Raw genomic sequence first — 5775 nt, forward strand, 5'->3', positions numbered from 1 at the left:
CATTATTTCTTCGAAATTTTATACAATTTTCCGCTATCCGTAACGGCATACAAATTTCCGTCACTTCCATTCAGAACATCACGGAATCGTTCTTTCTGATCTGCCAAAAGACGTTCTTCGCCAACCACTTTATTGTCTTTCATTACAATTCTATTGATATGTTCTCCGCTTAAACATCCGATCATTAAATTCCCTTTCCATTCGTCGATATTTCCTGTGTAGAAAGTAACTCCACTTGGAGAAATCACGGGATCCCAATAATAGACAGGCTGTTCGGTTCCGGCTTTTTGAGTTGTTCCGTTATTTATTTTCTCTCCGGAATATTCGATTCCATAAGTAACATCTCCCCAACCGTAATTTTTTCCGGGCTTGATTAAATTAATTTCATCACCACCTCTCGGCCCCATTTCTACATCCCAAAGATTTCCGTTCGGATCAATTGCCAATCCTTGTGGATTTCTGATTCCGTACGCATAGATTTCAGGCTTAAATCCCGCTTTTCCAATGAAAGGATTTCCTGGTGCCGGTTTGCCATCTTTTGTTATTTTCAAAATTTTACCCAAATAATTATCTGTTCTTTGAGCATAGACTCTTGTTTGCTTATCAGATCTTTCGCCTGTGCTTACGAATAGATTCCCGTCTTTGTCAAAAGCCAGTCTGCTTCCATAATGTTTATCACCATCATAAGTTGGAGTTGCCCGGAAAATAACTTGTACATCAGAAACATTTTTTAAATCCTGAGAAAGCATTCCTTTTGCCACTGCCGTATGATTTCCTTTTTCATAAGGTTCTGAAAAACTAAAATAAATGATATTATTATTTTTAAAATCAGGATCCAGAGCAACATCTAGCATTCCACCCTGCCCTTTTGAATCTACTTTTGGAAAGCCCTCAATTTTTGAAATTTGTTTTCCGTCGGTTGAAACCACATTCATGTATCCTTTTTTATCTGTAATTAAGAATCTTCCATCCGGTAAATTGATTATTCCCCAAGGTCGGCCCAAATCTTTATTTAAAATCTCAACATTGTAAGGTGTTGAGGTTTTTACCGCTTTTATTCTCGTCTGTCCTGCAAAGGCTGGCTTATAATCAGGAGAATTTGGCTCCTTAGTTTCTACACTTCCGTCATTTCCAACTTGCTGTGCATGAGCCTTATTTTCTTTACATGATGAAAAAATTAAAAATAAACTGACTGTAGAAATGTAAAATTTATTGAATTTCATATTGTTATGATTAAGTGTTTCAAAATGAATGGAAAAATAATGCCATAAAATTTGGTAGCTTAAATTTTTATTCTACATTTGTAGAATAAAGTGACAATTAGTAGAACATGAAAGAAATAAAACTCACAGATTCAGAAAAAGACCTCATGGAAATTCTTTGGGAAAAAGAAAAAGTTTTCATGAAAGATATTTTGGAATCTTATCCCGAACCGAAACCTGCGACAACAACTGTTGCTACGCTTCTGAAAAGAATGCAGAACAAAGATCTTGTCGGCTATAAATTGTATGGAAATTCCCGCGAATACTTTCCGAAAGTTGCCAAAGGGGAATATTTCAAGGAAGAAATGTCTTCTATGATTGACCGTTTTTTCAACAGTTCCGTGACTCAGTTTGCTTCATTTTTCACATCAAATACAAAGCTATCACAAAAACAACTGAAAGAACTTAGAGAAATTATCGACCAGCAAATCAACGAAAAATGATCATTCTTTTAAAAACAATTTTGTGCTCTTCGTTATTGATTGCAGTTTATTATCTATTTCTGCAAAAGGAAAAAATGTATCAGTTCAACAGATTTTATTTGCTCTTTTCACTTGCATTTTCTTATGCTGTTCCATTTATTTCTATTAAAACAGACACTCCAAAACCAGCAAATCGTCTGCAGGCAACAGTGGAAGCAACACAACAGATTTTAGATCTTACTCCCAAACAAGAAACCTTCAATTGGGTGAATATTGTTTGGATAATTTACGGAATTGTCACGTTGATTCTTTTAACAAAAGGAGTTATTTCAATTTTAAAAATTAAAAGCTTAAAAGGCGAGAAAATTATTTATCAAAATTACAACGTTGTATTAACAAAAGAAAATCTTTCACCTTTCAGTTTTTGGAAAACCATTTATTTGGGAAAGAATTATTTAATTAATAATGAAATAGATTCAAGGATCTTTCTGCATGAAAAGAGTCATTTGGAACAAAAACACAGTATTGATCTCTTATTTATTGAAATTTTGAAGATTTTCACATGGTTTAATCCTTCCGTTTATTTTTATAAAAAAGCGATTGTAACCAATCATGAATTTTTGGCCGATGAATCTGTCTTAAAAAATGATTTTGACGCAAAAGATTATCAGAATTTAATTCTTGATGAAATTATTTCAACCCAAAACTATAACCTTACGCATACATTCAATTTTCACAACACCAAAAAACGATTTATTATGATGAACACCCAAAAATCAAAATTTACGAACATTAAAAAAGTGGTAAGCATTCCGATTTTGATTGCCGCATTCGGGCTATTTGTACAAAAAACCTATGCAAATAATATTGAACATGTCATTAAAGAAACACAAAAGAAATTTTCAAAGCCTGAAAGAAAATCTACTTCAGAATCCATTAGAGAAAACATTCAGCAAATAGAAACAATTCCTACAACTGAAGGGTCAATAACACAAAAAGAGCCTTTAAAAACAACAAATGATGAAAAAATTTCAGATACGATTCGCCCGAGATCTAATCAAAATGTAAATACAACTTCTGGAGCTTCACAAAATAGAAATGCAAACACCTCAGAAAATGAAGAAGTTACATTAGTTCCACAATATCCCGGTGGTATCAACGAATTGAGAAACAAAATTTCAAAGTCATTCGACGGATCAAAAATAGCCCCTAACAAAAGTAAGGAAATGTACAGAACCGATCTTTCGTATACCATCACAGAAGACGGAAGCTTGGCAGATATAAAGGCTTCTGGAAGTAATGAACTTTTTAATAATGAAACGATATTGTCTTTTAAAAGAGCTAATGAAAATATAACCTGGAAACCAGCAGAAAAAGATGGAAAACCTGTTCGCTACAGAATGAGAATTCCTTTAACAATGTCTTTCCAATAAATAAAAAACAGCATTCAATTGAATGCTGTTTTTTTATGTATCGGGTATTAAAAAACTCTTTCAAGAAATTCAAAATCAAGGAAAAGCATTAATCAGAAATTTCTTTCGTATTTTTGTTATATAAGATCACTTTTTCTATGGATTTCAAACTTCAATCAGAATATAAACCTACCGGAGACCAGCCCAAAGCCATCGAAAAACTAACCGAAGGCATCGAAATTGGTGAAAAATACCAAACTTTATTAGGTGTTACCGGATCCGGGAAAACATTTACTGTAGCCAATGTCGTTCAGAATATTCAAAAACCGACTTTGGTTTTAGCGCATAACAAAACTTTGGCAGCCCAGCTTTTCATGGAGTTTAAAGAATTCTTCCCAGAAAATGCCGTTGAATATTTTGTAAGTTATTACGACTATTACCAACCCGAAGCTTACATCGCTTCATCCGGAACTTATATCGAAAAAGATCTGAGCATCAATGAAGAAGTTGAAAAACTCAGACTTTCTGCAACAGCAAGTTTACTGTCAGGAAGAAGAGATGTATTGATTGTAGCTTCAGTTTCATGCATTTACGGTATCGGAAATCCTACAGAATTTCATAAATCATTAATTTCTATAGCTATTGGCGAAAAAGTAACAAGAACTGCTCTTCTTCATTCTTTGGTGAGTGCTTTATATGCAAGAACATTAAACGAATTCCAAAGAGGAACATTCCGTGTGAAAGGAGATGTGATCGATGTTTTTCCTGCGTATGCAGATAATGCCATAAGAATTCAGTTTTTCGGTGATGAAATTGAAAAAATTCAAAGTTTTGATCCTGTTTCAGGAAATGTGACAGGAGCTTTTGAGCAAATTCAGATTTATCCGGCAAACCTTTTTGTAACGTCAAAAGAGACTTTGAACGGAGCAATCAGACATATCCAGGACGACTTGGTGAAACAAGTGGATTTCTTTAATTCAATCGAAAAGCCATTAGAAGCCAAAAGATTACAGGAAAGAACAGAGCTTGACCTTGAAATGATTAAAGAACTAGGCTATTGTTCAGGAATTGAAAACTATTCCCGATATTTAGATGGAAGACTGCCGGGAACACGACCTTTCTGTTTACTAGATTATTTCCCAAAAGATTTTTTAATGGTAATTGATGAAAGTCACGTAACCGTTCCGCAGGTTCATGCGATGTATGGCGGCGACCGAAGCAGAAAAGAATCTTTGGTAGAATATGGTTTCAGACTTCCTGCTGCAATGGATAACAGACCTCTAAAATTCAATGAATTTGAGGATATTCAGAATCAGGTGATTTATGTTTCTGCAACACCTGCAGATTACGAATTAGAGAAAACAGGAGGAGCTTATATAGAACAGCTTATTCGTCCGACAGGACTTCTAGACCCAATTATCGAAATCAGACCGTCATTGAATCAGATCGATGATTTAATGGAAGAAATTAGAAAAAGAGCCGATGCCGACGAAAGAGTTTTGGTGACAACCTTAACTAAAAAAATGGCGGAAGAACTTACCAAATATTTTATAAAGTTCGGAATCAGAACGAGATACATTCACTCAGATGTTGAAACGTTGGAACGTATTCAGATCATGCAGGATTTGCGTTTGGGCCTTTTTGATGTCTTGATCGGGGTAAACTTGCTAAGAGAAGGTCTCGATTTACCGGAAGTTTCATTAGTCGCTATTCTCGATGCCGACAAAGAAGGAATGCTAAGAAGCAGAAGATCAATGATTCAGACGGTTGGTCGTGCTGCAAGAAATATAAACGGAAGAGCAATAATGTATGCCGATAAGATTACGAAATCGATGCAGGCAACCCTTGATGAAACGGAATACCGTCGTGCAAAACAAATTCAATACAACGAAGAACACGGTAAAGTTCCTGTAGCTTTAAATAAGAAGATTTCTGAAAATCTTGTTGGAAGAAGTAAAGATTTTCCTGACGAAAAATATACCCAAAAAGAAATTCTTCAAAAAGTTGCCGAAGCAAAAGCAACTTATACAAGTGAAGATATGGAAAAAGTAATCGAACAAAAGCAAAAAGAAATGGAAGCTGCCGCGAAAAACCTTGATTTCATTAAAGCAGCTAAATTAAGAGATGAGATTGCTGCTTTAAGGGCATAAATCATTATTAAAACTAACTATAAAAACAAAATAAAGAATGAAAAGAGTAACAGGAATCGGTGGAATATTCTTCAAGTGCAAAGATCCGAAAGCTTTGAAAGAATGGTACAAAACCCATCTTGGCATCGACGTTAATGAATACGGAGCAACTTTTGAATGGAAAGAAGTATCTGATTCTAATCCAAAAGGTTCTTTGACCTGGAGCCCGTCTCCTGAAACAACAAAATATTTCGAACCTTCAACAAGAGAATTTATGATTAATTATACCGTTGCTGATTTGGAAGCATTAGTTGGCGAATTACAAAAAGAAGGGGTGGAAATTTTGGATGAAATCGCAGTTTATGATTTCGGAAAGTTCGTCCATATTCTTGATCTTGAAGGAAATAAGGTTGAGCTTTGGGAACCTAAATAATATTGAAATATCTTGATAAAAGAGTTTCGGCGGCATCTTCGATGCCGCCGAAACTCTTTGCTAAAATTTGTAAATCTTTGTTTTAGGTCTTTCATAATTCACCGTCCCTCCACGAAT

General features: G+C 34.7%; 5 protein-coding genes. 4 read left to right on the top strand and 1 reads right to left on the bottom strand.

Features of this window, described 5'->3' with window-relative positions:
• Nucleotides 1–2 precede the first annotated feature (2 nt).
• On the bottom strand, nt 3–1223 hold the full coding sequence (locus ABD745_RS17105; RefSeq protein ID WP_344832878.1) for a PQQ-dependent sugar dehydrogenase: 1221 nt from the start codon (nt 1221–1223) through the stop codon (nt 3–5).
• 107 nt (nt 1224–1330) lie between these two features.
• Here ABD745_RS17105 and ABD745_RS17110 point away from each other — a divergent pair, with 107 nt between their 5' ends.
• The 4 genes from ABD745_RS17110 to ABD745_RS17125 all read left to right on the top strand — a co-directional run bounded on the left by ABD745_RS17110 (nt 1331) and on the right by ABD745_RS17125 (nt 5658).
• Entirely contained in the window at nt 1331–1705 is a 375-nt protein-coding gene (locus ABD745_RS17110) for a BlaI/MecI/CopY family transcriptional regulator (RefSeq protein WP_344832881.1), read from the top strand.
• Nucleotides 1702–3117 (top strand): M56 family metallopeptidase, encoded by a 1416-nt coding sequence (locus ABD745_RS17115; RefSeq protein WP_344832884.1) that lies wholly within the window; start codon nt 1702–1704, stop codon nt 3115–3117. The genes ABD745_RS17110 and ABD745_RS17115 overlap by 4 nt, the downstream gene beginning before the upstream one ends.
• Before the next feature lie 137 nt (nt 3118–3254).
• On the top strand, nt 3255–5246 hold the full coding sequence (gene uvrB, locus ABD745_RS17120; protein ID WP_344832886.1) for an excinuclease ABC subunit UvrB: 1992 nt from the start codon (nt 3255–3257) through the stop codon (nt 5244–5246).
• Between the two features lie 37 nt (nt 5247–5283).
• On the top strand, nt 5284–5658 hold the full coding sequence (locus tag ABD745_RS17125) for a VOC family protein (RefSeq protein ID WP_344832888.1): 375 nt from the start codon (nt 5284–5286) through the stop codon (nt 5656–5658).
• The last annotated feature ends 117 nt before the right edge of the window (nt 5659–5775 follow it).

This window comes from Chryseobacterium ginsenosidimutans (assembly GCF_039536845.1).
In the GTDB taxonomy this organism is placed as follows: domain Bacteria; phylum Bacteroidota; class Bacteroidia; order Flavobacteriales; family Weeksellaceae; genus Chryseobacterium; species Chryseobacterium ginsenosidimutans_B.